This window comes from Pseudomonas sp. OA65 (assembly GCF_017498305.1).
GTDB lineage: Bacteria > Pseudomonadota > Gammaproteobacteria > Pseudomonadales > Pseudomonadaceae > Aquipseudomonas > Aquipseudomonas zanjanensis.
In genome coordinates this window covers 261,272-286,318 of sequence record NZ_JAGDEZ010000001.1, presented here as the reverse complement: position 1 = coordinate 286,318, position 25,047 = coordinate 261,272, and the positions used below count along the sequence as shown (strand labels likewise).

Below are 25,047 nucleotides of genomic sequence, written 5' to 3'. Positions count from 1 at the left end.
GGATTGAATCATGCATGCCCGGCACGCGACGAACGCTGTGTGACCGGGCGAAGTGCCACCGAGTCGGGCAATGAAGCGACATGGACCATACGTGACGGGAAAGCAAACTGCGTGTCGAGCGCTGCAACCGCTTCCATTATCGCCAGGTTGATCCGTTGCTGGACGTCCATGTAGACGTTGTAACTGGCGTCCAGAACGATATACACCGTCTCGAATTCCAGGGCGCTCTCGCCAAAACTTCTGAAATGACACCGGTCGAACCGGGCTTTGTCTTCATTCCTGATGATCGCTTCAACCCGTTGCGTGATCTGCCTGATCTGTTCGGTGGAGCACTCATAAGTCAGGCGAAACTCGAAGACGATCCGACGCTCCTGCAGCCGCTTGTAGTTCTGGATGGTGCTGCCGATCATATCGGCGTTGGCCATGACGATTTGCTCGCCCCCCAGGCTTCGTATCCGGGTGGTTTTCAGGCCAACGTGCTCCACCGTACCGGCAAGCGAACCCACCACGATGAAGTCGCCCACCTCGAATGGCTTGTCAACGGCGATCGACAGCGAGGCGAACACATCGCCAAGAATATTCTGCACCGCCAGTGCCACGGCGATACCACCCACACCAAGGCTCGCCACGAAGGCCGTGATGTTAACGCCAACGTTCGAGAGCATCGCGAGTAGGATCACCGCCCACAGGAGCACCCTTGCGCCCCAGAGGCTCAGGGTCGCCAAGGCACTTGCCTGGAATGTCCCGTTCGCACCATGGACCGAGAAATAGCGATGCAGCAACAGCGCCAACGCTCGGTTCGTCCATAAGCCGACCTGCAACGCCGCCACCACGAACCAAAGGCTGCTGACGCGACTGAGCCAACGCTCAGGCAAATCAAGGATGCCTATCCCCACCAGAATCGACGCCAATAACAGCAGCGTGTTACTGGTCGCTGAGAGCACTTGACTGGCAATGTAGCTGAGATAACCATTGCCCGCCTTCGCCCTTGCCTGGATTCTCCTGAACACAAACCGGATCGCGGTTTTTGCAAGCACGTAGCTGAGCACAGCTGCACAACATGCAAAGATCCAGCTAGCCAGTGAAATACCTAGAATCATGTACCCCGTGAAAAACGCCTCGAAACCCTCAATCATCGCCCCACCCTTGAAATCCTGCGGCTGCGCATGAGTGATGGAGCCGCGCCAAGTCAAACGCCGCTTGATCCCTTGCGCAAATCAAGTGGCCTGTTGGGGATTAGTCGTTATGGGCACCGCAGTGTTCAATGAAATCGTCACGTCGTCGCCAGGAAAAAGCGCCAACCACCTTGCCTATACCGGCGAAATCGTCGCCAGTACGCCGATCAAAAGCGTCAGTGCCAAAAACCCACCTAAAAAAATCGCCATCTTTGCCATGAGCACTCCCGAATCAAGAAATTGCAGTACACGGGCCGTCCGATAGGCCAACGGGTGGTTATTCTGGGGTGGGGACTGGGCGCGTTACAGAGGCACCTGAGGCGGGAAAGTACGGATCAGACGAACGCCCCCAGGCCAGCACAGGGCTCGCTCAATGCAATTCACCCGGGACTGGGCCGCCGCGCACGACCGCAAACTCAAGCAGGTAAATCGCTAACGGTCCTCGATCACGGCTATGATTGCCGCTCGCCCTTCTGACAGGCGATGTCGCAGGCCACCCTCAAGGATCCAGGTATGACTTTTCTGCCGTCACGCACCACCCTCTTCGTCTCCAGCCTCCTGCTCAGCTCCCTGTGCTTTGCCGAAGGCGAGCCAACCGACGGCAGCCTCATCAAGGACTCGACCAAAGCCGCCGTTTCAACGTTCATTACCGCCGGCAAGAACCTGTTGGGCGGCGTTAGCGAAGGTGTGCTCGATGGCCGCGAATCGGCCCAAGGCACCGATGGCGCCGCGATCATTTCCTCCGGCGAACAAATGAAAGACCGCATCGCCGTTGAAGTGTTGAAGCTCGAACCCAGCGACGAAAACGTCAGCATTACCCTCGGTTTCAAGAACAGCACCGACACCCAGCTGCGCGTGGTCAACCTCGGCCAGACCGGCGTGCTGCTGGCAATCGACCAGGCGGGTTACTCCAACCGCCTCACCGGCCTGGACAACCCGGACGAAGTCACCATCCCGCCGAAGACCGCCGTGCGCCAGAAGTTCGTATTCGAAGGCATGAACGAGGCGGTCAGCACGGTGCGGATGTGGGGGGAGGATTACCCGGTCAAGAAGTAATGCCGCAGGGTGTCTGGCAAGCGTGCCTGGTTCTCGCCATGTGCACGCTTGCAGCTTGCGAGTACGGTTCAGAGCCGGACCCGCTAAAAACCGCCCTGCTCGACGCGCCACCTGAGCTCGTTTTCAAGGGCCCGCTTGCAGGGCAGTTGGCTCATCTGGTTGTTCACGATTGTGCGGTTTACAAGATCGAGGGCAAGTCTGCGAAAGACCTGACCTGGACCGTGGTGCTGGAAACGGAGCCCTACCCTTTTTTCACCAGTTGTTCGCGGCAGTCGCTGAGCAAGGGAGAGGATGGGGTTACGGTTGAGCTGGGGCGTATGGCGTTTGGGGCCGGTGGGTGCTGCGCCACTGGGGGAACCTACCGCACGACCGATGGACTAGGATGGAAAAAGTTGTAGCCATAACACACCCTGTGGCGAGGGAGCTTGCTCCCGCTGGGCTGCGCAGCAGCCCCAAAAACCGCGCAGCAGAACAAAGGATTCATTGATATACCCCAAGCTCAACCCGGGTCAGGTAATCCTCTACTACCTGAAAGCCCGGCGGGTTATCGATCAGCTCCAATGGCACTTGACCGTCCAGGTACGTGCAGGGCTTACTCAACCAGTCTTCAGCCAACTGCTGGCAGCCGAAAACATTGGCGGCGTGTTCCAAGGCCTTGGCGTATGGAGTTTCAGGCATCGATCTGTCCTCACGATATAAAACCAAGCTGAGCGCGCCGGATGCCGCGCTGAGCATTGGGTCAATCCAGATCGTAAGGCCGGTACTTCCGAAGGCCAACCCTAAAAAGTTGTCAGAGACCTCTGTGATTTATCCCAAAGCGGTCGCCTGTCTGTAGGACGGCGTTTCGTGATTCCCCACCCAACGTCATTGCCTACACCCACAACAGCATCATCCGACTTTTGCCCCACTCCCCGGCTCAAGCCTCAACGCCAACACGCTCATCAACACAATCACCGCCCCCACAATAACCATCATTGACGGGCGCTCAGCCAACATCAAAGAAGCCATCAACATCGCCATGGGCGGTATCAGGTAAAGCGCCATGGAAGCGCGGCTCACGTTGCTGTGCGCCAGCACGTAAGCCCAAGCAAGGTACGCCAACGCGCTGGGAAAAATACCGAGAACCAACACCGCCAGATTCACCGAAGCCGAAGCCTGCCGCGCCGCACTCAACATCCCCGGCGCGAACATGAACAACAGAATCGTGCCCGACCAAACGGTGTAGCAAACCACGGTCAAACCGTCATAACGATGGGCATGGCGCTTCTGCAAAGCGAAATACACACTCCAGGACAGCGCCGCCAACAGGATCAATAGCCCATGGGCGTCCATATCACCCAAGCCACGATCCCCCGCGACCACCACGCCTGCGCCAAGCAAGCCGCACAACACACACGCCCATTGCCAACCACTGACCCTGTCCTTGAAGACAAAATGCGCCAGCAACGTGCTGAACAACGGCGTGGACTGGGCCAGCACACTGGCCGCCCCGGCGCTGACGCCCCGCTGACCGTAATTGAGGGCGATGTGGTGCAAGCTGACGGCAAAGAAACCCAACACCGCCAGCAACGGCAAATCCCTGAGACGCGGCCAGGAAATACCCTTCACCATCGCAACGAAGCCCATGAACACGGAAGCGATGAGAAAACGCATCAACGCCAATTGACCCGGCTCATAAGCCTGCAAGCCAATGCGGATACCAATCGGCGAATAGGCCCAGCAAACAATCACCAACAGTGTCGCCAGAATGACCTTCACACCGGTTTTGCCGGAGGAACCTTCAACCAGCGCAAAACGCGTTTCCATCTAGAGTTCCTGCTCACTGGCCGATTTGCCTCGAAGTATCGAAACCACCCCGCCTCAGCACAAGTGACTTAAACTCGACCAACCATTCACTTTTGGTGAGCTATGGAACTGTCCCAACTGCGCATGCTCAAGACAGTCTGCGACACCGGCAGCATCGCCCGCGCCGCCGAAGTGCTGCACTGCGTGCCGTCCAACATCACCGCACGCCTCAAGTCCCTGGAACGGGAACTCGGCACGCCGCTGTTTTTCCGCGAAGGTCGCGGACTGCAAGTCAGCCCAGCAGGCGAAGTGTTTCTGGAGTACGCGACCAAAATACTGAGCCTGACGGAAGAAGCCCGCCGCGCAGTCGACCCCACCCGCGCCCCGAGTGGCCCACTGCGCATCGGCGCAATCGAGTCCAGCGCCACCGGGCGCCTGCCCCAACTGCTCGCCAAATACCACGCGCAGTATCCGCAAGTGTCGCTGGAACTGAGCACCGGCACCTGGGCGCAGTTGCTGGACGATATCCAGCATCACCGGCTCGACGGCGTGATCGTCGCGGTGGACATCGAACGGCCTGGACTCAAACGAGCGGTGATGTACCGCGAAGACCTAGTGCTCATCGCCTCCGAGTCCCACGGCCCGCTTCGCAGCGCCGCCGATTTGCAAGGCAAGGCGATCTTCATGTGGCCCACGGGCTGTCCGTATCGCTTGGCGCTGGAACAGTGGCTGCTGCGTCATGGTCAGGTGCAACCGATCACCAGCATCGCCAGTTATGGGGCTATTGTTGGGTGTGTCAGCGCGGGGGCAGGCGTATCGCTAGTGCCTCGGGGGATCTATGAGCAGTACCGCCAGGGGGCGGGTTGGACGGGGTATGAGTTTGCGGAGTTGGCGGGGATCGATAACCTTTTCTATTGGCATGAAAACGCAGGGAAGCATCCTGCCAGAGAGGCGTTTTTGACGATGCTGCAAACGGAGTTCGAAAGCTAGTTGCAGCACTGCCCCTTGTGGCGAGGGAGCTTGCTCCCGCTGGGCTGCGCAGCAGACCTAAAGCTAACACCTCGGTTTGTTGATGGTTTTGAATCAGCCGAGCCGTCCATGTCAGATCCCTCCCGCAAAAAACGATCGCAACTCCTACGTAGCTTTAGGAACCCATCACCTTCCCCACCCAATCCGACAAAATCTATAGTGATGTCCATCGCTCAATGGCGATCAGGTTTGGCGACCTGAGGATCGAGTGCAAAAGTACTGCGTTTTTTGCGAAGGCTTTGGCACACTTGCACGGCTGCCCGTTACGGCAGTTGTGCGTGGGAGGCCTTCGGGTCTGCCGGTTTCCGATCCCGGTTCGCCAACCTGCGTACAACTGCCACCCAATTGTTTGGCGACGATTGAGTGGTTAAAACCTCATTAGATCGGAGTTTTTAACATGGAAAGATACGTCCCCATTACTGGCATCGACTGCACTCCTGCTTCCCTCCTCATCGATACTCAAGCCCCGCTGGACGTCCTGCATGCAACCGCTGATTACCGCATCCGTGTGGTGACACAGGTACTGGAGAACATTGCGTTTCGCTCTGAAATCACCAGCGATACGGTGGTGCTTTCGGACTTTGCACAACTTTTGGTGATTCCGTTGCGCGATGGGTGTGATTTGCTGGAGGTGATTGGTCGGCGGCTTCAGGCGCAGGTCGAAAGCTGATGGAACGACGGGCGCCTGAAGGCGCCCGTTTTACGTAATTAGAAGTGGTATCTGTACCACGCCTCAAATCTGGCCACTTGTTTAAAGGTCATGCCGGCAGAGATCGGCCAAAAGCAACCCGTCAGGATCATGGCAAGCACTGCTGAATAGTTAAAGCGTCAGAGCTCACTGTCCGATTTATTCAGGGAAAATCTTTCCCGCCGTTCGGGTACCGACACCTGCAGATGCGGCCCACAGCCATGCGGCAGCCGTTTAGAACACCATACTGTTCGATGGCTTGTATCGCATAGTTTGAACAGGAAGGCTCAAATCGGCAGGCATCTCGCAATCGAGAGGGAGCAACTCGCTGATAGCAGCGAATTGCTGAGACGGCGCAAAGCTTGATCATTGGGGCTTGCGCAAAGAAATCACGTAATAGTGGTTCAGCACGTTTTTCTTCCCCATTAACGCGTCGAAGCATCCCGGTTTGACTGAAACGCCAATCGTGTCAATCCGATAGAACTCCCACCCATCCTCAGCATGAGTGTTGACCACATTTTGTAGATAAACAGCGGCCTCGTTCCCCCGGTGCTCCTTCGCACGAACTTCAATGTTTGGCGGCACTTACCATTTTGTAGATGTACATCCGTGATCACCTTATGAATGCTCGTATTCCCCTGAATACAAAGCGCATTCGCTTTATATCTGGTTCCGAGCCGGATGAACAACCCGAATCGCACGCTCCCGGATCGGCCAGAAAAGCAAGCTCTCGCCAGGGCGCCTTCGGGCCATCGGCTGCCAATCGTGGAAGGCAGCTTGCGGCCAGAAGCTGTCATTCCGATGCGTCTACGAAATTGGTGGCGATTCAGTTCAAGCCTTCTCTATGGCGAAAGGTCTCCGACACAAAGTCGATGAAGGCAACCGCGGACGCTACAGCAAGCCGAGCATGCCTCGGCTGAAGTCCGCGATGTTGACCGTCTCTCCCATGTCCTGTGCCGTATAGTCCACGCAACTGAGCAAGGTTGTTCGTGAGTTGGGTAAGATTCCGAAGAATCAAACGAATGTTATCCGCACCCTTCGTAGCATCCGTTATGCCCTCTGGGACGAGCTGCAGCTCCTTCGCGACTTTCTTTGTAAGATCGCCGAGATCATCGGATTTGGTAAACGGAATAGCCCGCTTTGTCAGAATGGATTTGCAGCATGTTTCAATGAGCTCTTTCGCTGTACCAATCGCTAAGGCAGGGTCACGATCAATAGAATGTTCCAGGCGCTCGATTTCCTTCGCCATCCAGCCTGCGTCGAGGGCCTCTGCGACTGTCTTAGCTCTAAGAACGGCTCGGGACGAGCTGCTGCGCTGCCGGAAGGAAAAGCGTGGTCGGCCGGCAATACGCTCCTCTTCATAGATCTCCCAACCAGCAGATCGAAGCTGATCGTTGAAATGGAGCACTAATTTAAGTGCCTCATCGCGATCTGGACGGACAATTGGATGCACGACCTCACAGAGAAACCGAAGAAACTGCTCCACCGGGCCGTCAATCAGCTGAAAGCGAGAATCTGTGTAGACCCAATCATTTTCCCAATCATCATTGTTATAACGATGCTGCCAGATATCACCTGCCGCATCCTTGAACCTACTGTCCGTAGACGGAAGTTGCTGAAGGTCGAACAGCCGACTCAAGAACTCGACGTCGTCGAGCTGACCATACCAAGCCACATTTTCCAAACGTAGGCCATCCAAGACATTAACGCGGACTTGCCGCGGGAGATCTGATGAATCAGATCGCCAGTCAGTACGTTGTTCTCTTGCCGGCACGATCTTGGCTGAGTACCAATCCTGTGTTTCAGGCTCAATAGCAGTCCTCAGTCGAGCTGTAATTTGCTCTTCTAATTGGCTGCGTTTCGCTCCTAGCCGGGCGTAATCCTGAGCGGGCAGCTTGAACTGCACATCAAAGATGTTTGTACCGCCATTCCAGTTATCGTAACCCGTCTGCTCGATATGCGCCGGATACTCCCGAACGATGGCAGCGGCTTCGCTCATACCCTCTGCGCGCAGGAGCGTGTGGACGGTTGCAAGTATCTGTTCTGTCTGGTCCATCGCCCCTGCTCCTATCCCTGCTGATAATCGCAAAATCTATGTATCCCAACATAGCGAAGTCCGAGCTTTGCCGGGAGTTGCCTCTGAATGAAAATACACTTTTAAGGTAATACCACTAAACTTCTACGCCTTCCCTCTCCAATGCAGGAAACTCTGTATCAAGAGCAGACGCTAAACCCATTCCAAACAGGCGAAACAATTCTATATCTTGCAGAATCTCTACTGGACCACTAGAGCGTCCGGCTTGGAGAGCGTGCGCCATATCGTTTCTTCGCTGAAAAAAAGCATCAAGCCGCAGTGTCACGATAGAAACCAACTCTGCTTTCTTAGGTACTCCAATCAACGCTTTGAGCTTTGGTTCATTACAAGATTTATTAATAATTTCAGCAATACCAATATCCTTAAACAACTCAGCCATTTGCGACGGCCTCATGTTATTAACGTTATGAGCGACCGTCTTTGAAACATCACAAGTCAGGTCTTTTCTCAACGTGAAATCAAGTACATTCCGGATGCTTTCTTCGACCTCACGAGCACGCTCCTCAACTCGTGAAAACTGAGTACGAGCCATGTTATCCAGTGCTTTTTTCCACACCTTTCCTGCCAGAGCTTTGGGGAATCCTGCGTGCCCATTGACTCTTGAACACTTTTCCTTGAATGCCGACATCACCTGCTGCCGAATATACTCTTCATAAATAGCGGCGAGCATCAGCGTAGCTGCATTACCAGCAGATATCCTAGCCCTCGGAGAAAGAGTACTCGATGCTCCTTCTGTTGGACCTGCCACCACCTCAGACAGAGCATCAAGCTCGCTGGCAAACTCATCAAAATTCAATGAGAACTCAGACATTAGATTAGCCCAGCCCCTTCTTTAATTATTTTCTCTAATAAACTTATCCTTTCTTTAACAGTTTTAGCAGTATTTCCCTGCCCAGTTAACACACCATCCTTATCACCAGACGCAAACTCTCGAGCCAAACGTTTTTTGATATTTTTATTATGTGCAAGCAGCTCAGGAAGATGATCAATCTGGCGGTACACTGCCACCATACTGGCATCATAAAGTGCAGAAGATATTCTGCGACGGCCCTTATCATCTGCTGGCAAAAGAAATGGTTTCGGCCCAAAAATTTCTACAGCAGCATTCAAAACCTGATTGAATTCCTCACCAAGTTCACCAGCAACTTCCTCTGTAATTTGCACTCTTGAAGCCATTGCTCTATCCAGCATAGCCTTCATGGAACCGCGGATATTTTCCTCATCTCGCAAAGCGAAATAACGCAACACCAACTGGCAATCACCCATTGATGCATAGAGTGTATTTTTTTGCCGATTGGGATTCTCATAGTAATCGCTGGGCTCAGACTCGGTATAAGGTGGGATACCAAATATTTCAGTAAACACATGCCCCCTTGCCAAATCAACTACCAGCTTGTTGAATTCCCCTGGGTATATAGCATTTCTGATTTCTTGAGCATTTAATTTAGTTCCGCCAGTATTCAAGCGATCGAACACAAAGCGACGCACATCTGTGATTGAAAATTTATTATCAGGTGACCGCTCACTGTCACTCTCAAGTAGCAGAACGATAGCCGAAACGGACGCTCTATCTAAAGCTCGTTTTATTCTAGGAGGAGCCTTGGAGTACCTCAGACCATTTAGCGGAGAGAGCACCTCTAAACCCGTAAGGTAAAACTCCCCCTCTTGAAATTCTTTGATAGCATTAAGACGTTGCTGACCATCCATCACTTCGTATCGAGCACCATCATTTTCGTACAGAAATACTGGAGGAATGGGTATATTAAGAAGAAGGGATTCGATTAAGCGAGATTTTTGAATATTTGACCAGCGCAGCCTGCGTTGGTATTCAGGGCGGAGATTAAGAACTTCTCCTTTTGAAACCAAGTCCCTAAGCTGCGGCAACAGAAAATTATTTGTCTGATAAACAACACGAAAGGCGTGTTTGGCAAAAAACTCATCCGGGGACACTGTATCAGAGGCAGTTGATGCTTCGTCATCCCCTTGCTCGTCCATGTCCAAGACTTCAATATCATCCTCTATTTCGAAATCTTTACGCACCATTATTTTCTCCAATTAATGTTTTTTGCACTGTAACGTATATTTTCTAACGAGTCAGCACAATGCCGACCTATCCGTGCTTCGACTCAGCGTAATAACCTTAACATGTATAAGCGAACCTTACAGCTCTGCCCAGCCCCCCCAAGTGCGTCAATCTATGCCAATCAACGGGGCAGATTTGTTGCTTAATTTTAAGCGTATGCGCCCCGACAAAGAGTGCATCTCATGAAAGGCTGCTTTTGGCCGAAAGGCGCCTGACACGAATGGCAGCAATCACCCGAAGCGGTCCTTAAAATTTGCTCGTGGCAAGAAGGCCTGCGCTTGGATGCTGCGCACTCGGTTGTGCACAGAAATGCTCGGACCAAAACTTTACTCTATTCAAGTATTTAGGCTGATCTCTTGGCTACTCCACGGGCATCAAAATTCGCGCTTCAATTCCAATCTCTTGGAGGAGAAAAAGCAGGCCCCCGCCCTCGATGAGCTCGATGGGCTTGTCCTTCGCGAACTCAAACGCGTCGGGGCCATAGCCGCTTGTCGTGACCAAAATTCCTTTATTGGCGCCTTCATTCATCATGGTCCCATAGAGGTCCCTGACTGCTGAAACGCCAACTGTGTGCTTGTAACGCTTTGCTTGGATAACTACCTTGCCGCCTAATACAGGACGAGGGTCATAAGCAATGCAATCGACTCCTCCGTCACGCGATGATCTGGTTAGTTTTGACTCTAACCCCATTTTTCCGAATAGATTTGCCACCAGCGCTTCAAATTCATAGGGGTTGAGATCCATTAAATTTGTTGCTGAACTGAGATTTGAGGCCAGATCCTGCTGATCCACGAAACGCTTGTCGACCATGTTGAATTCAATAATTGGTCTAACCGGTTGCGCTTCGCTTGGGGATCGGGAGACATGTGCGCCGAGGTTTCGCAGACAGACGGCACGATCCACGCGCGCAAGATCGATCTCCATGAATGTTTCACGCGTGGTGCGCACAGACACGAGATGAGGTTGCACCCCACGGCCAGTTGCGGGATCAATGGTGTTCACATAACCGTTGAAACAGCAGACCTCTAGGAACTCTCCTTGGTCTGCCTCGAAAAGCTCATGAAGACACCTGAGTGCGAGACTTGCGATGAGGTCGGCATATAAAGATTTGATCTCAGCAGGCTTGCGCTGTTTAGTGGAGACCTCGTCTTTCGATTTTATGTAACGATACTCGGCTACATCAGGAATGATATCCGAGGTGGGCAACTCGTATTCCACTACAAGCTGTTTCGATTCAGGCAGGAACGCCAAAGAGAAATTTTGCGGGAACCCTTCTGGATAATCGGACTTCTCTAGGACCATGCTGCAATAAGCGACAATTGATTCGGGGTCTCCTTCATAGTACGAGTAGCGGAAGGCATCGACTTCAGAGTCGCGGAGCGCCTTTTTCTCAAGGAACGCCGACACGCCGCGCTCATAGGTCTCTCGCGCATTTTTCAGCATTTCCAGACGCTGGACATCCTGGGCTTTATGCTCTTCCTCGCTTAATTGAAATCTTTCCTTAGCGGCTCTCAGCTGATCAGCATGCCTTACTTTGAACTTTGGTATCAGTGAAAGATACCAAGGCAAGGGGGCAACTTTGGAGCTAAAGAATTGCAGTGCTGGGCCTTCAATTACCGTTGTCAAAGATTTTGCTGGTGCGAATGGCGGCGGATTGTCAGTGATACGAAGTGAGTCGAACGTGACGGTGTCATCAACCATCAGCGTTGACGATAATATGGATTGTAAACCATCTATCCAAGATCGAATGGTTGCATTACCGTCACAAACCTCTTGCTCACGAAACTCTATGTAGTTTTGTTTAGCGGCTCGCTCAGATTGGCGGTCATATCGTGCTTGGTCACGCTCACGAATCGCCTGCGCTCTGAGCCGCTGACGTTCCGCGCGTTCAGAGGCACGCAGTGCAGCGCGACGTTCCGACTCGTTCAGCCGCTGCTGCTTGGCTGTCTCCCGAGCAATTGCTCGGATCACCTTTTCGAATCCACTCCGATTGGCCATGCTTGCCTCCTTTCTGATGGCGCGATGGTATCAAAAGAAGTGCGGCGGTGGACACGAGCGTTTCGAACTTAACGGCCAACGTGCGAGTTGAAGTGACCGCTTCTGGCCGATAGCTGACGCTAACGGTCGACATTTTATCTAGAGGCTGCCGTAGGGCGTGAGCTGCCTGAGCCGACCAGTACATCAATCGCGCCGACAGCACCGAAAAGAATGGCGGTACGTGGCTACACCGACAGCGGGTACAGCCGCTTACCAATCAGCACCATGGCGTGTACGCTGCAAGGCCCCATTTTACCGTCTAAAGAAACGCCATGTCCTTGGATTCCCTTGTTGATGCCCTCTTCGCCGATTCCGATGTGCAGCGCATGCTCGCACTCTCTACACACAGCGAACCACTTCAAATTTGTTACCCAAAAGAAGTGAACATCTCCCGATTTTTGGCTTGGCTGATTGACCCAACGCAAGGTCACGGGCTAGGAGACCAAGCGATCAAATCGATGCTGACCCGGGCCGGCTTGTCTGCCGAGAAGGTGAACCTTAGTCTTAATGACCGGCGGTTTCTTGCTGCGGCGAATATTCATACCTTGGCATTTTCATCCATCGTCGTCATTACGGAAGCCGAGCTAGGATTACCTGGAGAGAGGCGGTACGTAGACGTCCTAGCGGTCGACCCAGCTGCAAAGTTGTATGTTGCCATCGAAAACAAATTTGGCCATTTCGAAAGCAAGGACCAAACCAAAACTTATTACAAAGCGCTTCGCAAACTGTTCCCGAGCTTTCGTGGGATCCATCTTTACTTAGACAGTAATGACCATGAGCCAGAGGATGATCATTGGGTGCCGGTTAATTACACTTGGCTGACGGAGTTTATAACGCAGGTTGAGCAGCTGACTTGGGTCGCACCACATGTCAAAGCTACCATGGCGCAGTTTCGTTTTGCGATTCAGGAGGAAGATGACCTAGCCGAGGGCACCGCCGTAGGTACTATCGTGACAACGGTAGCGAGCCGGCATGGAGAAGTTTTGGACGCGCTGCACGAGATCCTGACGCCCAATGCACCCCGATCCCGAGCTAAGGACCTAGCCGCACTCCTCAATGGAGTGAGCTCGGGGAACGATGCCAAAGCAAATATCCGGCTGTTTCAACTTTATAGTCGGCGCCCTCAGGTCTGGGACAGATGTCTCAAAGAACGCAAGTTCGCCAAGTTCTATCATGTCTTGCGTGCCCAGTTCAGTCATCTAACTGCCGACCCTCGTCGAGTAGTTACATATTTCAGCCTCAAAGAGTTCGAGCGCTTACTAGACCCAGATCTAGGTACTTTTTGGGCTGCCGCGATCAGCGTCCGACAAGACGGTGAGCACTTTCGTGTCACGACGTTCTTATCGTTAAGCTGTGTGAAAGCAGAATATCGAACTCAGCTGCTGAATATAGCCAAGCTGGAGCGTGCTCGAAATTCCATTCGCCAACCTCGGCGAGACGATGGGAATATCACGATCCGAAAGGGCACAAGCCTCCCGCCCGTCAAAGCTGTTGAAGACGCCTCTGCACAACTCCAAGTCCTACGCGGCTTGCTCAAGGACATCTGACCCTTAGCCAACGGCAGCTATGGGTTGAAAGAGGACGGTCGACAGGGTTACCTACGCTCACCTTTTTCTCACGGTTGGGTTGATGCCCAAATACCCGAAGATTCAAGCGTAGTGCCATGTCACTGATAGAATGCCTCGCCCAAATTAGAGAAACGGAGAGTCGCATGAGCTTCGACATTATTATTTTGAGACCTACAGACCTGAGCATAAACGACTTGGCTGCCGTAGAGAGTGTGGAGGATATTGGGTCTCCAGCCTCTGTCAGCACTTCTGTGGATTTAGTCTTCCCCGGGGGGACTCAAGGTGCATTTGCCGCGGGTGATTGTTACTTCGTTGAATCAGCTCTGAGCGGAGATCCAGTGACTTCCATACATCTGACTCTCAGGTTTGGCAGTGACTGGTCTGAATCAGCCAACGGTGAGTTCTTAGCGTTGCTTTCCAGGCTATGCCAACGGCTCCAGTCGCAAGCCTATGCGGTGTCTGACAATTCACGGATCGCATCTTTTCTATAGGGATGGTCGCTCATGCCGATTCCTGTGGTGATCTAACGTCCGCTATTGGCCGATTCTGTTGAAAAAGTCGGCCATAGTTTCCACGGCAGAAAAGTATGCGCTTGAGATTGAAATCTTTACTTTGAGCAAAAGAATGCGGGCTCAGATTTCGCGTAGCTGCGCGCAAAAAAGGCGTTTTCAGCAGTCAGTACGCGGGTAGTCTGGAAGGACCGACTTTTTCAACACAATCGGCCGATAGCTGCCGGTCACGGCAGGCAGCTATTGGCCCACGAGTGGAAAATCACGAGTTTCTTGGGCTATCTACGAAACTAGGATCGACCCATCCGGCCACAACGCCCCGTAATAACGTATCTAGGGAAGGAGAGTTCGCAATTCGTTAACTGCCTTCGCCACTAACCGATCATGTACCTCCCGGCCATACCTCTTGGCTAGGAAAATGGTCTCTTCATCAAAAACCACCAAGCATTTCAGAGGCTCGCCTTCTAGAGGTTTGACTACACATGGGGCATCTATAATAGGGAACTGTATGTAGCCGTCCAACCTGGCGCGATATTTCTCAAGCACCCCAAACTCTACGTCTATACTTCTAGTTCGACATTGGAAGCCATATGGGTTATCAACAAGTGGATGAGGTTGGTCAAACTCTTCGGGCACTAAAGAGGCGATCAAAGAGAGCTCGTAACGAACTTCTCTTTCATCACTGCGAGCGTACTCGAAGGGTTTATACGGGGCACTTCCACTCCATGTGATCTCCACATCATCCCCTTTCACAACGACTCTTCCAGGGTTTCCATCCGCGTTCATGGAGCCTTGGGCAGAAATTTTGGCTAGGACCTCGCGCCCCAGGTATTGAAATTCAGCATACGTTTCAAACACTGTTGCGGGATACTCGCCGTCAATGGGCTTAGGTTGATCGTACTCAGTTGGTGCAAGGTATGCAGAGGTCATAAAAATCCTTAAGACTTTCTAACGGCTTCCCTAAAGACAGCCCAAGATTACAGGAGTCTATGTGATACCGTAGTAAGCTTGAAAACACAACCAAGTTGAATCATCCCTAGTTCCGTAGACGCCTCCTAACATCCAAACCGAGCTTCAGCAAATGCGCGCTTTTGGTCGTAATCCCTTGGTCGCGACAGGCAGCTATTGGCCGATTCTGTCGAAAAAGTCGGTTCTTCCAGACTGCCCGCATACTGATTGCTGAAAACGCCTTTTTGCGCGCCGCTATGCGAAATCTGAGCCCGGAATCCTCTGCTCGATGTAAAGATTTCAATCTCAAGTGCGTACTTTTCTACCGTGGAAACCATGGCCGACTTTTTCAACAGAATCGGCCGATTGCTGCCTCTCACTAAGGGCTGCAATCGGCCAAAGCCATCGACCAAGGAAATCCCCTATCCCCCACCAACCGACTGGCCTCTAACCGCTTTCATATTGCCCGGTATCCTCCCGACATCCAGTCCATGCGGAAGTCCAACAACGGCGCATAATCCCGGCTGAATTGCGTTGCGCTCTCGTAACTCACTTCAAAGGCAGCCGCCATGATGCTTTGGCATTCGCCACCATCAGGGTTCTGGCCTGGAGCAGGCGAACCCGCTTCTGGTACTGCAAGGGGCTCAGGTTGGTGACAGCCTTGAAGTGACAACGGAATCCCGAGACGCTCATTGAAGCGCATTGCGCCAATCACTCAACACCAATGGACTCGGCGAAGCTGCGCCGGCTCCATTGGATTGCCAGGTTGATTCGAGCCATCGCGGTATCCGGCGCGGCGATGTCCCGCAACATCTAGCCATGGGGGCCTCGGAGCACGCGGAAGATAATCTCTCACTCATAGACGAGACCCAAGGTCTTCAGAGAAGGGTTCGCCCTGAGCATCGCCAGGACCGTCATTACTGACCTCCAAGAATGATCAATCCCAAGGCGCACGACCCGACTACCAGCCCCCTTGGCCTCAAGCCTCCAATACGCGTTTTACCTCAAACGCTCTCTCCGTCACTGACATGAATACCAAGATCGCAACGACCAACTGCAAGATGCGGTTTCAGCGTCAACGCCGGAATTTCATAATCACCGTGATTCTGGCGCCGAAATGGCAAGGGTTGATCACTAAAAAGCGTATCCAAACGAGCGGCATAATCCGTGCAAATGGATTGGAACCGGGCGGCGTCCATCTTGCTGGTCTTATAGATTGGGAAGGCCGGCATGACCGTGAAGCCAGGATAGAAAAGCACCCCATGCTGGATGGGAAATAGCAGGTCATCCAACGCGCCGTTCACCCCTCGGCCACTGTAGTGGGATTCCCAACCGCCCATGGTGACCACCAACATGGCGCGCTTGCCTGTCATGCTGCCTTCGCCGTAGCGATCGCCCCAGTGGCTTTCGCTATGTTCGCCGACACCATAGGCAAACCCGTAAGCGTAGACGCGTTCGATCCAGCCCTTGAGAATCGCGGGCATCGAGAACCACCACAGCGGAAATTGAAAGATGACGGCATCGGCCCAGAGCAATTTGGCCTGCTCTGCCTGGATGTCCGCCGGTTGGCTGCCAGCGGCAAATACACGCTGGGATTCAAGCGCCGGGTTGAAAGGCATTTCTGCGTCATAGCCTGGGGCGTCGTCCGGATCGAGGGAGGCTTTCCACCCCATGCCGTAGAGATCTGAGACTTTGACCTCGTGGCCTGCTGTTTCCAGGTGAGTGATCGCAAAATCCTTGAGCGCGCCATTGAGCGAACGAGGTTCGGGGTGGGCGTAGATCAGCAGTATGTTCATGAGGGCTCCGCGTTGAGTTTGTCCCTCAGCGTAAGCATGCATCCGCTATGATAGAAATGAATTCCCGAAACACATGGTATTTGCATGCACAATAGCTTGCGTCGTCTGGATCTTAATTTGCTGGTCACATTGGATGCCTTGTTGGCCGAGCAAAATGTGACGCGGGCGGCGCGCTTGCTCAATCTCGCGCAACCGACCGTCAGCCTGCAACTGGGCAGGCTGAGAGATCTGCTTGATGATCCGCTTTTGCTGCCTGGCCCCCGAGGGATGTCGCCCACCGAGCGAGCTCGCGAATTGCAGGGGCCCCTGCGTGACGCGTTGGCCGCGCTGGAGAGCGCACTGAGTCCTGTTGCCGCTTTTGAACCCGGACGGTCCGATCAAACGTGGAAGATCGCTGCCAGTGATTATGCGACGACTGCCTTGGTCTGGCCGTCGCTCTCGCGGCTCAGGCGCTTGGCCCCGTATGCGCGGTTGGCGCTTATGAATAAACCGACTGGCGACTATGCCAAGGATCTGGAAAACGGCCTTATCGATCTGGCGCTGCACACTCGCGATGAAGCGCCGCCCAAGTTGCGTCAGCGCTCCTTGATTCACGAACGCTATGTGCTGGCGGCGCGGCGCGACCATCCCGCCCTGGCAACCAAGCTGTCGCTCAAAGCGTTCTGCGCCCTTGAACATGCCATCATGTCACCTGATGGCGCCGGCTTCGTTGGCAGCACCGATCATGCGCTGGCAACTGAAGGTCTGGAACGGCGAGTGGTATTGTCCGTGTCCAATTTCAACTCGCTGGTCTCAGCATTGGTGCACAGCGATTTGGTTGCGGTGGTGCCGGAAAGCCTGGTGAAACATGTGCCAGCGCTTCACGTCCAGCCACCTCCCCTCGCCATTCCCGGGTTTGAAATGCTGATGTTATGGCCCGAGCGACTGCATCGCGATCCTGCCCATATGTGGCTGCGCGAGCTTATTGCTTCGACGTTGGAAACAACCGGCGTGCAGAAATGAATGGACCGGGAGGCACACATTCAAACCATGCTATTCGGAGGGAACGATGGCCAGCCGCCCATGGCCAAAAGGCCGCGCTGCCCCGCAAGCGGCCTCTGGGTACGCCCTGGTCGGCGATGGCTTCTACGACCTCGGCCATGTCGGCCAAGATACGCCGAGCGCCGCGCAGGAACGTTTCAAAATATCAATGTGGCTGACTTCTGGTCACTTTGACGATAGAGTCAACCCGTAGAACTGAACATCGCAGGAGGTCGTGATGGCCAAAAAACCTAAGATAGCAGCCGCGAAAGCCCATACCGCCGAGCCGGTGAAAAATCTCGCCGCCAAACCAAAGACCGCTTCCAAAGCGAAGGCTCCCCGAGCAAAGGCCGCTGCTTCAAAGCGAATGCACAATTCTCATTCCGACGTGGCAGAACGAATGTTGCAGTTAGCTCAATTCCTTTCACAGGATCCTGAAGAAGCCAAGGTGTTTGCTAAAAAGACGGGGGTCTACACTAATTCTGGCGAACTTACGGCTGCGTATCGATAATGTATCAAAACCTCCCGTCATTTGTTTTGGGCTTTCATGGATGTGATCGAGATGTCGGTGAGGCAGTCCTTGCTGGCGAGTCTCTGACACCAAGCACGAACGATTATGACTGGTTAGGGCAAGGGATCTATTTCTGGGAAAACAGTCCAGAGCGCGCCCTGAGTTACGCCGAGAGCATCAAACGCTACAAGAAACGAGGCAAGGGAGCGATCAAGAACCCCTATGTCATTGGTGCAGTGCTTGATCTTGGGCTCTGCTTCAACTTGACCGAGGAAGGCGCCTTGTTGGAGCTTCAGGGTGCTTACGCACTATTGGAAGCAACGACAGCCGCCACCGGTAACCCTCTACCAATAAACAGCCCAGGGTTCGATGGTGACTTAGACTTGCTGAAACGTCATTTGGACTGCGCTGTATTTGAGAACATGCATGCAGCCCGTACAAAACTTGACGTTCCTTCCTATGAAACAGTGCGTTCACCATTTAACGAAGGATTAGAACTTTATCCGGGGACAAGCTTTCGGAAAAAAACTCATATACAAATCTGCATACGTGAAATCAGCTGCATCAAAGGTTACTTTCGGCCACTGAACGATGACGGCAGTCTGTTTCAAGTATAAAAAGCCAAAGCAAATAGACCCGTCCCCTTTTCTATACTGTTGGGGCTGTCATCGGATCGCCGGGTTAGGGCTTTATGAACGGCAGCAAGGCCCCGCCCAGTGGCGTTTGGCGGCGCTTCCTGGGGCTCACCGGACGTGTCCCGCAAGAGATAGACCGCATGGGTCTCATGGGCAGCGCACAAAGCGCGACTTGTGACCCGAAAGGATGAACACCATGCAGGAATTCAATATGAGCGGCGCAGAGCTGGAAGAGGTCCACGTCGAAATCGCTCAGTTGATGGCCGAGACGAAGAAGCTCAACACCGAAGCCGGGAAAATGACTCGCGAAACTTTCTGGTATCCAGTCGCGATCGCCACCGGCATGATCGGTACGGTGGCCACCGTCACCACGCTGCTGATCAAGTTCATCTAACCGGACAAGCCCCGCAGAAGCGGACCTTCTATCATCGAGTTTCATGAAAATCATAGAGCAGTACAGTCCGCTCCCCTTTTCCAGATTTGCGTTCTACACCCAGAAGTTATCAGCCACTCCGATCAATTGAACGGCCTCCTCCCCCAATGGCTCGGCAAAGACGACATCCAAATTACGATACCCGGAGTGATCCCCCACCAAGCTCAACTCGAATCGAGCCCCATCCGCGTTAGTTTCATAGCTCTTCAAATAAGTCAGGTTCTTGGCTTCATTAAAAACCACGTCCAACGTGCCGTCGTAACCATTTCCCAGCCGGGTAAAGCCCAAGGCGGACACATCGATCGTGTCTTCCCCCGCGGTATAGTCCATCAGGCGATCCGTGTGGTTTTCGGTGGCGGTACGGTAGCTGTCGCTCAGCAAGTCGAAGCGAAATACATCGTTGTTGCCGCCACCCACCAATTGGTCCCGGCCCTCTCCGCCCACCAGGACATCATTCCCTAACGCGCCATACAGGCGATCATCGCCCGCGCGCCCTTCGATGATTTCGCCTCGAGCGTTGCCTTGTAGATGATCGGCCCCTTCGGTGCCCGTCAACCTGGCTTGTTGAAACAGGATATTGGTTTCATTCAGCGCTTGGCCCAAGTTACCGTCGAAGACCAATTCGAAACGTTCGCCATCCGCATTGACCTCGAAACTTTTGAGGTAGGTCCGCGTCCCGCTTTCATTGACGCGTATTGCCAGGGTTCCGTCATGTCCATTGCCCAGCCCGAGGAAGCCCAGGGACGAGAGATCGATCGTGTCGGTGCTGGGGTCGACGTCGGTGATTCGGTCGCTATGGGCCGCGGTTGCGGTTCGGTAACTGTCGGTGACTGACTCATAACGGAACGTATCGGCCCCGGCACCGCCTGTTAGCAGGTCACGACCTTGCTGGCCATCGAGCAGATCGTTACCGGCCCCGCCAGAGATCGCATCGTCGAACGAGGCGGTACCGAGCAAGAAGTCGTCATTGCGGCCCCCGTCTAGGTGGTGATAACCGTCGTCGGGATTGCCAAAGCTGTGGTCCAGGCTGCCGTCGGGGTTCAACTGAACCAAGGCGGCCAGATAACCGTCCGCCCGCGTGCCCTGGCTTCCACCAATCAATAGCTTGCCGTCGGCCAGCACGATCATGTCGGCGACTGCGAAAGGGGCGCTTTCTGAGCCCCAACGTACCTGACCGCCATCACCGAATTGGGTGTCGAGTGAGCCGTCGATATTGAGTCGAATGACGGTCGCTACACCGCCCGAGGCGCCCGCCAGGAGGATTTTGCCGTCATCCTGGATGACGAGGGCGTTCGCGTGAACATCCAGGGCCAGGCTGCCGCCGTTTGCAAAGCTGCTGTCCAGAGTGCCGTCCGGGTTGAGGCGGGTCAGGGTCGCTTGCCCCGTGACCAAAACCTTCCCGTCTGCCTGCAGCGAAACGTCGAGCGTGCGGCTGGGGTGAATGCCGACGGACGCCGGCAGATGCAGGACCCCTGCCTCGCCGAAAGACGAGACCAAGGTCCCCGTCGCGTCGAAGCGGGCGATGTAGATCTCCCCAGAGGCATACCCAGCGCTTGCGAAAAAGCTGCCGTCGCGTTGCACGGAGAACGACGCTTGCTGGCCTAGATCTTCATTCCAGTAGAAAGGCACTGTCGCGGTGCCGCCGTTGCCGAAGCTCGTATCGAGGCTGCCGTCAGCCAAGTTACGACTGATGCCCGACACCCAGGCATCGCCTACTTTCACGTAGCGCGTCACCAGGTAGCCTCCTCCCGGCTGCACGGCCGCATTACCGCCGTCCTCGATATCGAGCGCCACCGGGAGAAGGGATTTACCGTCTCCACTGAAGTTGCGGTCCAGGCTGCCGTCGGCATTGAACCGGACCAGGCTACCGGTGAAGCCTGAATCCTCTTCACCGCCGAGCCCCAGGCGACTATAAGCGCCAAGCCAGAGAGTACCGTCCGGATCGACCGCGATACCGCCGATTTTGTCCGAGCCCCATAAAGTTGTGGCGACCATGCCCGTGTTCCGCACAGCTGAAGCGGCGGGCGAAATGATCTGAGTCATGTCGATGCCTCCGATAGCTATCTGTCGCCAGAGACAATAGACACGGCTCAGTCAGGTTGCCACCTTACAAGACGAAGGGAAGTTCTTGGACGACCTACTACTCTGCTATCGATGTCGTGGCCTCGGCCGACTTTCCGGCAATAGTGCCCAGATAAAGCGACAAGACGAACCCTGGTGACGTTCCCAGGGCAACGTCGACCGGAGCGCCAGCGTCATCCGGGATCAACTGTCCGCTCGTATCCTGTTCTTCGTTCAGCTCTTGTTCGACCCGCAGGCCATAACGGGTAAATTGGAGAAACCGAGGGTCGGTTATCGCGATGGCCGCCAACGGGTCCCAAAAATACAGATAAGCGCCGATACCAGGGGCTATGGTCGAGCTTTGCAGCACCTGCGTGAGGAATTGGGCAACCGGGTTGTGAATACTGGAGAGTGCTCGCAGGAAATCCCGATCAATGCGGATCTGGTTACAAGCGTTCAGCGCAACCAATTGCACTGGAATTCCGCTTTCAAAGACATATTGGGTAGCAAGCGGATCCAGGAAGACGTTCCACTCTGCGACCTTATTGGTGTAGTAGGGAGCGTCGCCCAGGGTGTCGATAATATTGCCGCCCGCGCCGGGCTGGACGTACTGCGGCAACAAATTGCCTCCCATCATCACGATGCGATCTATTTTGCTGCGCAACAAGTCTTGTAATGCGTGATCGGTTTGAGCCTGCTGAAACAAATGGCCCCAGGTCGTGCCGCCACCGATCATCAATACGGTAAATTTGTGATCAGCGTTTTTCAATGTATCCCTTAAGAACGCGATCGCATCGGTTCGCGTGGGGTTCAGGTTTGTCCGCGGAAACGACGCGTCGTAATGTCGATTCGCTGCCTGGCGTGTTTCGAAGGGAAAGGTATTGCTGTACACCATGGGCCGCTGAAAGCCAGCGACAACGGGGATGCGCTCGATCTCCGGATCGTCGAACACGGTGAGAAAGTTGCTGATATTTTCAACGCCGTGACTCAAGTGAACAGCGCCCACCCCTGTCACTGTGATGCCTTCGACCTTGACCGCAGGATGCTTCAGCAAATACGAGATGGCCATGTAGTCGTCGAAATCGACATCGGTATCGATAAGCAGGTGCGTGAGGGATTGTGCTGACATAGTGCTAGCCTCCTGGCCAATGAAGAATTCACGTCCGATATAGGTCTTCCGTCAGCGGTCGCCGCCCGCCGCAGGTAGCGATGTAACAGTAGCATCGCGAAAAATAAACGCCTGTTTAAAAGCCTCCAGTAAGCGATTTACCGCCGCCCGGTCACGCGGCTCCAGAGTGTGCCCGCGACAAGCCCCTGCGCATCGCCTACTCCAACCTCTACAAGCTTTATCCGTCAGATAAATCCTGCAATACTTAATGCGAATCACTCTCACAAGCATTGGTAACTCAGGACCTGCTCATGTCGACTCGCACCACCCCGCCGCGTCACTTCACCCCTGCCCGCAATCTTCTCGCCATGGCCATTTGCATGACCACCCTGGCCCCCGCCTACGCCGATGACAACAGCACCACCCCACCCGCCACCCTGGAACTGGACGCGACCGAAGTCTCCGGCAGCGGTCAACTGGGCAGCACCACGGAAGGCACCGAGTCCTACACCACCGGCGCGATGTCGACCGCGACCAAGCTCCCGCTGACCATGCGTGAAACCCCACAAGCCGTCACCGTCATTACGCGCCAGCGCATGGATGACCAGGCGATGACCGACATCAACGACGTGGTCAAGGCGACGCCTGGTTTGTTCCTGGACTTTTCCTCCGGTCCTGGCCGGCAGACTTACAAGGCGCGCGGTTTTGAGATCGACAACCTGATGTATGACGGCATCCCGAGTGGCTACGACGGCGTTAACGTCGGTTCCCAGCCTAACTTGGCGATGTTTGATCGGGTCGAGGTGGTGCGCGGTGCCACCGGCCTGGTGACGGGTGCAGGCAACCCTTCGGCCGCCATCAACCTGATCCGCAAGCGGCCATTGGCCGAGCAGAAACTCACCCTGACCGGTGCTGCCGGCAGCTGGGACGATTACCGTGGCGAGGTCGATGCCTCCAGCCCGCTCAACGACAGTGGCACGCTGCGCGGCCGGGTCGTGACCTCTTACCAGGACGCCAACAGCTTCATCGACAATGTCGAGGAGGATCATGGCCTGTTCTATGCGGTCACCGAAGCGGACTTGAGCGAGGACACCACCCTGACCCTGGGGTTTTCCCACCAGAAGGACAAGACCAATTACTTCTGGGGCTCTTCGATGATCGGCCAGGACGGCCATCACCTGGACCTCCCGCGCTCCTACAATCCAGGTACGGATTGGGAGAACAAGGATCAGGAGATCAACACCGTATTCGCCGAAGTCCGTCATCGCCTGGCCAATGACTGGAACCTTCAGGTCAACGCCAACTACGCCGAACAGAACGCGTTGTTCTCCGGTTCTTACCAATCGCGCTGGGTCAACAACACATTGGCGCGCACGGTTTACCAGGCCGACTTCGATGAAAACCAGGCCGGCGTGGATGCCTTTGCCAGTGGCCCCTTCGAGGCGTTCGGGCGCACCCATGAACTGGTGGTGGGCGCCAGCAAGCGCATCTACGACATGACCACCCACAACTACAGCCCGTACGACATGAACTGGCCGATCAATGGGGGTAAACCGAACTTCGTTCATACCAACAACCAGCGCGAAGTGACCACCCAGGACGGCGTCTACCTCACCACACGCCTGAGCCTGGCCGACCCGCTGAAACTGATCCTCGGCGGGCGCTTGGACTGGTATGACTACGATAACCGGGACGGCGACACCGATTACAAGGTCACCCGAAACGTCACCCGTTACGCTGGCTTGATCTACGACCTGGACGACCATCACTCGGCCTACGTCAGCTACAGCGACATCTTCACGCCGCAGCGCGAAAAGGACACCTCGGGGACCCCGGTCAAGCCGATCATTGGCAAGAACTACGAGGTCGGTATCAAGGGCGAATATTTTGGTGGCGCGCTGAATGCGAGCGTGGCGCTGTTTCGCGTCGACCAGGAAAACCGTGCGGTGCAACTGTTCACGGCAAACTGCCCACAGGCAAGCTGTTATGAGGCGTCCGGAGAGATTCGCAGCCAGGGTATCGACTTCGAACTTCAGGGCGCCTTGACCGAAAACTGGCAAGTCGGCGGTGGCTATACCTACGCGCGCACCCACACCGTCAAGGATGCGGCCAATCCACAGAATGTGAACAAGCAGTTCGACACCGATACACCGGAGCATCTGTTCAAGCTGACCACCAGCTACCAATTCCAGGGCCCGCTGGAAAAACTGCGCGTGGGTGGCAACGTCTCCTGGCAGAGCCGCATGTACAACGACATCCCATTGGCTAATGGCAGTGAATACCGGCTCAAACAAGGCAGCTACGCGGTTACGGACCTGATGGCCGGCTACCGGGTCAACGAGAACCTGGATTTGCAGGTCAACGCCAACAACATCTTTGACCGTCGGTACTATTCGACCATCGCCAACTCCGCAAGCTACGGCGGTGACGCCTACGGTAGCCCGCGCAATATGATGTTGACGGCCAAGTACAGTTTCTAGAAAACCCTTTCGGCCTAAGGGGACATTCTG

At 54.5% G+C, this 25,047-nt stretch carries 22 protein-coding genes and 3 pseudogenes; 11 read left to right on the top strand and 14 right to left on the bottom strand.

Features of this window, described 5'->3' with window-relative positions; translation table 11 throughout:
* Window positions 1-8 precede the first annotated feature (8 nt).
* Window positions 9-1,136 (bottom strand): mechanosensitive ion channel family protein, encoded by a 1,128-nt coding sequence (locus tag J3361_RS01265; protein WP_207961838.1) that lies wholly within the window; start codon window positions 1,134-1,136, stop codon window positions 9-11.
* Between the two features lie 109 nt (window positions 1,137-1,245).
* On the opposite strand from J3361_RS01265, the gene J3361_RS01260 reads away from it, so the two are divergent.
* The 3 genes from J3361_RS01260 (at window position 1,246) to J3361_RS01250 (ending at window position 2,629) form a co-directional block, all read left to right on the top strand.
* Window positions 1,246-1,440 (top strand): hypothetical protein, encoded by a 195-nt coding sequence (locus tag J3361_RS01260; RefSeq protein ID WP_186709262.1) that lies wholly within the window; start codon window positions 1,246-1,248, stop codon window positions 1,438-1,440.
* Window positions 1,441-1,688: 248 nt separating this feature from the next.
* Entirely contained in the window at window positions 1,689-2,231 is a 543-nt protein-coding gene (locus tag J3361_RS01255) for a hypothetical protein (protein WP_186729690.1), read from the top strand.
* Window positions 2,231-2,629 (top strand): hypothetical protein, encoded by a 399-nt coding sequence (locus tag J3361_RS01250; RefSeq protein ID WP_207961658.1) that lies wholly within the window; start codon window positions 2,231-2,233, stop codon window positions 2,627-2,629. Before J3361_RS01255 ends, J3361_RS01250 begins: the two co-directional genes overlap by 1 nt.
* 82 nt (window positions 2,630-2,711) lie before the next feature.
* Here the strand turns inward: J3361_RS01250 and J3361_RS01245 are convergent.
* Window positions 2,712-2,894: pseudogene (locus J3361_RS01245) on the bottom strand (MbcA/ParS/Xre antitoxin family protein); the annotation flags it as partial.
* A gap of 225 nt (window positions 2,895-3,119) precedes the next feature.
* Window positions 3,120-4,037 carry a DMT family transporter gene (locus tag J3361_RS01240; protein WP_207961654.1) on the bottom strand — a complete coding sequence of 306 codons (918 nt, stop codon included), beginning with the start codon at window positions 4,035-4,037 and terminating at the stop codon, window positions 3,120-3,122.
* 102 nt (window positions 4,038-4,139) lie between these two features.
* On the opposite strand from J3361_RS01240, the gene J3361_RS01235 reads away from it, so the two are divergent.
* Entirely contained in the window at window positions 4,140-5,006 is an 867-nt protein-coding gene (locus J3361_RS01235) for a LysR substrate-binding domain-containing protein (RefSeq protein WP_207961652.1), read from the top strand.
* A gap of 436 nt (window positions 5,007-5,442) precedes the next feature.
* Complete coding sequence (locus tag J3361_RS01230; RefSeq protein WP_025569626.1) at window positions 5,443-5,715, top strand: hypothetical protein; 273 nt, start codon at window positions 5,443-5,445, stop codon at window positions 5,713-5,715.
* A gap of 181 nt (window positions 5,716-5,896) precedes the next feature.
* Here J3361_RS01230 and yidD read toward each other — a convergent pair whose 3' ends face one another.
* The 5 genes from yidD to J3361_RS01205 form a co-directional block, all read right to left on the bottom strand.
* Window positions 5,897-6,103, bottom strand: a complete 207-nt coding sequence (gene yidD / locus J3361_RS01225; RefSeq protein WP_207961837.1) for a membrane protein insertion efficiency factor YidD — start codon at window positions 6,101-6,103, stop codon at window positions 5,897-5,899.
* 456 nt (window positions 6,104-6,559) lie between these two features.
* Window positions 6,560-7,789: an abortive infection family protein gene (locus tag J3361_RS01220; protein WP_207961650.1), complete on the bottom strand. Its 1,230-nt coding sequence runs from the start codon at window positions 7,787-7,789 to the stop codon at window positions 6,560-6,562.
* Window positions 7,790-7,904: 115 nt separating this feature from the next.
* Window positions 7,905-8,639 carry a HEPN domain-containing protein gene (locus J3361_RS01215; protein WP_207961648.1) on the bottom strand — a complete coding sequence of 245 codons (735 nt, stop codon included), beginning with the start codon at window positions 8,637-8,639 and terminating at the stop codon, window positions 7,905-7,907.
* The gene (locus J3361_RS01210) at window positions 8,639-9,871 is read right to left on the bottom strand and encodes a DUF262 domain-containing protein (protein WP_207961646.1); all 1,233 of its coding nucleotides are present in this window, start codon (window positions 9,869-9,871) and stop codon (window positions 8,639-8,641) included. Before J3361_RS01210 ends, J3361_RS01215 begins: the two co-directional genes overlap by 1 nt.
* A 400-nt stretch (window positions 9,872-10,271) precedes the next feature.
* A complete protein-coding gene (locus tag J3361_RS01205) occupies window positions 10,272-11,909 on the bottom strand; it encodes a restriction endonuclease (protein ID WP_207961644.1) in 1,638 nt (545 codons plus the stop codon).
* A 311-nt stretch (window positions 11,910-12,220) separates the two neighbouring features.
* On the opposite strand from J3361_RS01205, the gene J3361_RS01200 reads away from it, so the two are divergent.
* Window positions 12,221-13,495 (top strand): PD-(D/E)XK nuclease family protein, encoded by a 1,275-nt coding sequence (locus J3361_RS01200; protein ID WP_207961642.1) that lies wholly within the window; start codon window positions 12,221-12,223, stop codon window positions 13,493-13,495.
* Between the two features lie 863 nt (window positions 13,496-14,358).
* On the opposite strand, the gene J3361_RS01195 is transcribed toward J3361_RS01200, so the two are convergent.
* The 3 genes and pseudogenes from J3361_RS01195 to J3361_RS01190 form a co-directional block, all read right to left on the bottom strand.
* A complete protein-coding gene (locus J3361_RS01195; protein WP_207961640.1) occupies window positions 14,359-14,955 on the bottom strand; it encodes a hypothetical protein in 597 nt (198 codons plus the stop codon).
* A gap of 440 nt (window positions 14,956-15,395) precedes the next feature.
* Window positions 15,396-15,837: pseudogene (locus J3361_RS29395) on the bottom strand (AraC family transcriptional regulator); the annotation flags it as partial.
* Window positions 15,838-15,977: 140 nt separating this feature from the next.
* Entirely contained in the window at window positions 15,978-16,769 is a 792-nt protein-coding gene (locus J3361_RS01190) for an NAD(P)H-dependent oxidoreductase (protein WP_207961638.1), read from the bottom strand.
* A gap of 84 nt (window positions 16,770-16,853) precedes the next feature.
* On the opposite strand from J3361_RS01190, the gene J3361_RS01185 reads away from it, so the two are divergent.
* Window positions 16,854-17,771: a LysR family transcriptional regulator gene (locus tag J3361_RS01185; RefSeq protein ID WP_207961637.1), complete on the top strand. Its 918-nt coding sequence runs from the start codon at window positions 16,854-16,856 to the stop codon at window positions 17,769-17,771.
* Between the two features lie 70 nt (window positions 17,772-17,841).
* Here the strand turns inward: J3361_RS01185 and J3361_RS01180 are convergent.
* Window positions 17,842-17,949: pseudogene (locus J3361_RS01180) on the bottom strand (LysR family transcriptional regulator); the annotation flags it as partial.
* 78 nt (window positions 17,950-18,027) lie between these two features.
* On the opposite strand from J3361_RS01180, the gene J3361_RS01175 reads away from it, so the two are divergent.
* The 3 genes from J3361_RS01175 (at window position 18,028) to J3361_RS01165 (ending at window position 19,329) form a co-directional block, all read left to right on the top strand.
* Window positions 18,028-18,300, top strand: coding sequence for a hypothetical protein (locus J3361_RS01175; RefSeq protein WP_207961842.1), 273 nt, complete (start codon window positions 18,028-18,030; stop codon window positions 18,298-18,300).
* Complete coding sequence (locus J3361_RS01170; protein WP_207961636.1) at window positions 18,300-18,917, top strand: hypothetical protein; 618 nt, start codon at window positions 18,300-18,302, stop codon at window positions 18,915-18,917. The genes J3361_RS01175 and J3361_RS01170 overlap by 1 nt, the downstream gene beginning before the upstream one ends.
* A gap of 229 nt (window positions 18,918-19,146) precedes the next feature.
* A complete protein-coding gene (locus J3361_RS01165; RefSeq protein WP_207961836.1) occupies window positions 19,147-19,329 on the top strand; it encodes a hypothetical protein in 183 nt (60 codons plus the stop codon).
* Between the two features lie 93 nt (window positions 19,330-19,422).
* On the opposite strand, the gene J3361_RS01160 is transcribed toward J3361_RS01165, so the two are convergent.
* Both J3361_RS01160 and J3361_RS01155 read right to left on the bottom strand, forming a co-directional pair.
* Complete coding sequence (locus tag J3361_RS01160) at window positions 19,423-21,411, bottom strand: M10 family metallopeptidase C-terminal domain-containing protein (RefSeq protein ID WP_207961635.1); 1,989 nt, start codon at window positions 21,409-21,411, stop codon at window positions 19,423-19,425.
* Between the two features lie 97 nt (window positions 21,412-21,508).
* On the bottom strand, window positions 21,509-22,558 hold the full coding sequence (locus J3361_RS01155) for a nucleoside hydrolase (protein ID WP_207961634.1): 1,050 nt from the start codon (window positions 22,556-22,558) through the stop codon (window positions 21,509-21,511).
* Between the two features lie 290 nt (window positions 22,559-22,848).
* Between J3361_RS01155 and J3361_RS01150 the strand changes: the two genes are divergently transcribed.
* Window positions 22,849-25,017: a TonB-dependent siderophore receptor gene (locus J3361_RS01150; protein WP_207961633.1), complete on the top strand. Its 2,169-nt coding sequence runs from the start codon at window positions 22,849-22,851 to the stop codon at window positions 25,015-25,017.
* The last annotated feature ends 30 nt before the right edge of the window (window positions 25,018-25,047 follow it).

Bases quoted from the DNA above. Each gene is read 5' to 3' on its own strand.
- J3361_RS01255 (WP_186729690.1), top strand. From the start codon at position 1,689: ATGACTTTTCTGCCGTCACGCACCACCCTCTTCGTCTCCAGCCTCCTG.
- J3361_RS01160 (WP_207961635.1), bottom strand. From the start codon at position 21,411: ATGACTCAGATCATTTCGCCCGCCGCTTCAGCTGTGCGGAACACGGGC.
- J3361_RS01220 (WP_207961650.1), bottom strand. From the start codon at position 7,789: ATGGACCAGACAGAACAGATACTTGCAACCGTCCACACGCTCCTGCGC.
- J3361_RS01250 (WP_207961658.1), top strand. From the start codon at position 2,231: ATGCCGCAGGGTGTCTGGCAAGCGTGCCTGGTTCTCGCCATGTGCACG.
- J3361_RS01265 (WP_207961838.1), bottom strand. From the start codon at position 1,136: ATGATTGAGGGTTTCGAGGCGTTTTTCACGGGGTACATGATTCTAGGT.
- J3361_RS01150 (WP_207961633.1), top strand. From the start codon at position 22,849: ATGTCGACTCGCACCACCCCGCCGCGTCACTTCACCCCTGCCCGCAAT.
- J3361_RS01185 (WP_207961637.1), top strand. From the start codon at position 16,854: ATGCACAATAGCTTGCGTCGTCTGGATCTTAATTTGCTGGTCACATTG.
- J3361_RS01190 (WP_207961638.1), bottom strand. From the start codon at position 16,769: ATGAACATACTGCTGATCTACGCCCACCCCGAACCTCGTTCGCTCAAT.
- J3361_RS01200 (WP_207961642.1), top strand. From the start codon at position 12,221: ATGTCCTTGGATTCCCTTGTTGATGCCCTCTTCGCCGATTCCGATGTG.
- J3361_RS01240 (WP_207961654.1), bottom strand. From the start codon at position 4,037: ATGGAAACGCGTTTTGCGCTGGTTGAAGGTTCCTCCGGCAAAACCGGT.
- J3361_RS01195 (WP_207961640.1), bottom strand. From the start codon at position 14,955: ATGACCTCTGCATACCTTGCACCAACTGAGTACGATCAACCTAAGCCC.
- J3361_RS01165 (WP_207961836.1), top strand. From the start codon at position 19,147: ATGAGCGGCGCAGAGCTGGAAGAGGTCCACGTCGAAATCGCTCAGTTG.
- J3361_RS01155 (WP_207961634.1), bottom strand. From the start codon at position 22,558: ATGTCAGCACAATCCCTCACGCACCTGCTTATCGATACCGATGTCGAT.
- J3361_RS01175 (WP_207961842.1), top strand. From the start codon at position 18,028: ATGGCCAAAAAACCTAAGATAGCAGCCGCGAAAGCCCATACCGCCGAG.
- J3361_RS01170 (WP_207961636.1), top strand. From the start codon at position 18,300: ATGTATCAAAACCTCCCGTCATTTGTTTTGGGCTTTCATGGATGTGAT.
- yidD (WP_207961837.1), bottom strand. From the start codon at position 6,103: ATGATCAAGCTTTGCGCCGTCTCAGCAATTCGCTGCTATCAGCGAGTT.
- J3361_RS01215 (WP_207961648.1), bottom strand. From the start codon at position 8,639: ATGTCTGAGTTCTCATTGAATTTTGATGAGTTTGCCAGCGAGCTTGAT.
- J3361_RS01260 (WP_186709262.1), top strand. From the start codon at position 1,246: ATGGGCACCGCAGTGTTCAATGAAATCGTCACGTCGTCGCCAGGAAAA.
- J3361_RS01230 (WP_025569626.1), top strand. From the start codon at position 5,443: ATGGAAAGATACGTCCCCATTACTGGCATCGACTGCACTCCTGCTTCC.
- J3361_RS01205 (WP_207961644.1), bottom strand. From the start codon at position 11,909: ATGGCCAATCGGAGTGGATTCGAAAAGGTGATCCGAGCAATTGCTCGG.
- J3361_RS01210 (WP_207961646.1), bottom strand. From the start codon at position 9,871: ATGGTGCGTAAAGATTTCGAAATAGAGGATGATATTGAAGTCTTGGAC.
- J3361_RS01235 (WP_207961652.1), top strand. From the start codon at position 4,140: ATGGAACTGTCCCAACTGCGCATGCTCAAGACAGTCTGCGACACCGGC.